The sequence below is a fragment of the Amycolatopsis pithecellobii genome (assembly GCF_009707865.1).
GTDB lineage: Bacteria > Actinomycetota > Actinomycetes > Mycobacteriales > Pseudonocardiaceae > Amycolatopsis_E > Amycolatopsis_E pithecellobii.
The window spans coordinates 1-2,418 of record NZ_WMBA01000136.1 but is presented as its reverse complement, the minus strand read 5'-3'; the positions used below and the strand labels follow the sequence as shown (position 1 = coordinate 2,418).

Annotated in this window: 1 protein-coding gene and 1 pseudogene; both read left to right on the top strand. The window is 68.7% G+C overall.

Annotated elements, in window-relative coordinates:
* A pseudogene (locus GKO32_RS38280) lies at nt 1–416 on the top strand (serine/threonine protein kinase); the annotation flags it as partial.
* Nucleotides 417–668: 252 nt separating this feature from the next.
* A complete protein-coding gene (groL, locus tag GKO32_RS37750; protein WP_154761700.1) occupies nt 669–2,300 on the top strand; it encodes a chaperonin GroEL in 1,632 nt (543 codons plus the stop codon).
* Nucleotides 2,301–2,418 lie beyond the last annotated feature (118 nt).

Here is a 2,418-nt window from a genome sequence, read left to right as displayed (position 1 = left end):
GGACCGAACAGCAGCCCTACGCGCGCCAGCCCGTCCCGCCGCCACCCGCCTGGGGGCAACAGCAGGGCTGGGGACGGCAAGTTCCGCCGCCACAGCAGTACGGTCCGCCGTCCGGCTATCACCAATCCGGGTATCACAGCCCGCCGTTCGGGGCTCCGCCGCCGGGCCCGACGCAGCCGGTTTACCCGCCGCCGCAGGGGTTTCCCCCGCCGCCGCGGAAACAGGGCCTGCTGTGGCTGTGGTTGCTCCTCGGTTCCCTAGTCGTCGCTGGTGGAGTGGTTGCCGCGGTCGTACTTCTCGGTGGTGGCAACGGCAGCGGACCGGGCACCACCTCGCCGGACATCCCCGTCGGGCCGGCCGGCGGCGGGCAGTCCGCGAACAACCCACCGCCGACGATCCCGATCCGCCCATCGTGAACGACGGGGCCCGCTTCTTGCACTCCGAGGGCGAGAGTGCTAAACACGAGTTGGCACTCGGCACCGTCGAGTGCTAGACGGGCGGTCGCCGACCGCTCGCCTGAAAGGTCGGGACGGTGAGGCCGGAACCGGGGTGTAACCGGGGAAGGTCGTCCGTCGCGGGCACCGAGCCTGGCCGAAGGACGTGTCCTGCTGCTGGCACCGAAACCAGGACTGGCCACGCAGCGCCCAATACCGGAGGACAACACCGCAATGGCCAAATTGATCGCGTTCGACGAGGACGCCCGCCGTGGTCTCGAGCGCGGCCTCAACACCCTCGCCGAAGCCGTCAAGGTGACGCTCGGCCCCCGGGGCCGCAACGTCGTGCTCGAAAAGAAGTGGGGCGCGCCGACCATCACCAATGACGGCGTCTCCATCGCCAAGGAGATCGAGCTCGAGGACCCGTGGGAGAAGATCGGGGCCGAGCTCGTCAAGGAAGTTGCCAAGAAGACCGATGACGTCGCGGGTGACGGCACCACCACCGCCACCGTGCTCGCCCAGGCGCTCGTGCGCGAGGGCCTGCGCAACGTCGCCGCCGGCGCCGACCCCATCAGCCTCAAGCGCGGCATCGAGACGGCTGTCGAAGCGGTCGTCGAGCAGCTGCACAAGGCCGCGAAGGAGGTCGAGACGAAGGAGCAGATCGCTGCCACCGCCTCGATCTCGGCCGCGGACCGCACCATCGGTGAGCTGATCGCCGAGGCGCTCGACAAGGTCGGCAAGGAAGGCGTCGTCACCGTCGAGGAGTCGAACACCTTCGGCCTCGAGCTCGAGCTCACCGAGGGTATGCGCTTCGACAAGGGCTACATCTCGGGTTACTTCGTCACCGACGCCGAGCGCCAGGAAGCCGTCCTGGAGGACCCGTACATCCTCCTGTTCGGCTCGAAGGTCTCGAACGTCAAGGACCTGCTCCCGGTGCTGGAGAAGGTCATGCAGTCGGGCAAGCCGCTGCTGATCATCGCCGAGGACGTCGAGGGCGAGGCCCTGGCCACGCTGGTCGTCAACAAGATCCGCGGCACCTTCAAGTCCGTCGCCGTCAAGGCGCCGGGCTTCGGTGACCGCCGCAAGGCCATCCTGCAGGACATCGCGATCCTGACCGGTGGCCAGGTGATCAGCGAGGACGTGGGCCTCAAGCTGGAGAACGCCGACATCACCCTGCTGGGCCGTGCCCGCAAGGCCGTCATCACCAAGGACGAGACGACCATCGTCGAGGGTGCCGGCGACGCGGACCAGATCCAGGGCCGGGTCAACCAGATCCGCGCGGAGATCGAGAACTCGGACTCCGACTACGACCGCGAGAAGCTGCAGGAGCGGCTCGCGAAGCTGGCCGGCGGCGTGGCCGTCATCAAGGCCGGTGCCGCGACCGAGGTCGAGCTGAAGGAGCGCAAGCACCGCATCGAGGACGCGGTGCGCAACGCCAAGGCCGCCGTCGAGGAGGGCATCGTCGCCGGTGGTGGCGTGGCCCTGCTGCAGGCTGCTCAGCTCGCGTTCGAGGGCCTCAAGCTCTCGGGCGACGAGGCGACCGGCGCCAACATCGTCAAGGTGGCGGTCGAGGCTCCGCTCAAGCAGATCGCGATCAACGCCGGCCTTGAGGGCGGCGTCGTCGTGGAGAAGGTGCGGAACCTGCCCGCGGGTCACGGCCTCAACGCCGCGACCGGCGAGTACGAGGACCTGCTCGCGGCCGGCGTGCCGGACCCGACGAAGGTCACCCGCTCCGCGCTGCAGAACGCCGCTTCGATCGCGGCGCTGTTCCTGACCACCGAGGCTGTCGTCGCCGACAAGCCGGAGAAGGCTCCGGCCGCTCCGGCCGGCGACCCGACCGGTGGCATGGGCGGCATGGACTTCTGATAGTCCAGGTCCGAGAAGTGGAACGCCCCTGCTCACGCAGGGGCGTTTCGCTTTTCTTCTCTCCCGGTGTCTTCTGGGGGTCGAACCCCCAGAAGACACCGGGAGAGAAGAAAAGCGA

What these genes read in the sequence shown, in the direction of transcription:
- groL (WP_154761700.1), top strand. Translation starts at nt 669, where the DNA reads ATGGCCAAATTGATCGCGTTCGACGAGGACGCCCGCCGTGGTCTCGAG.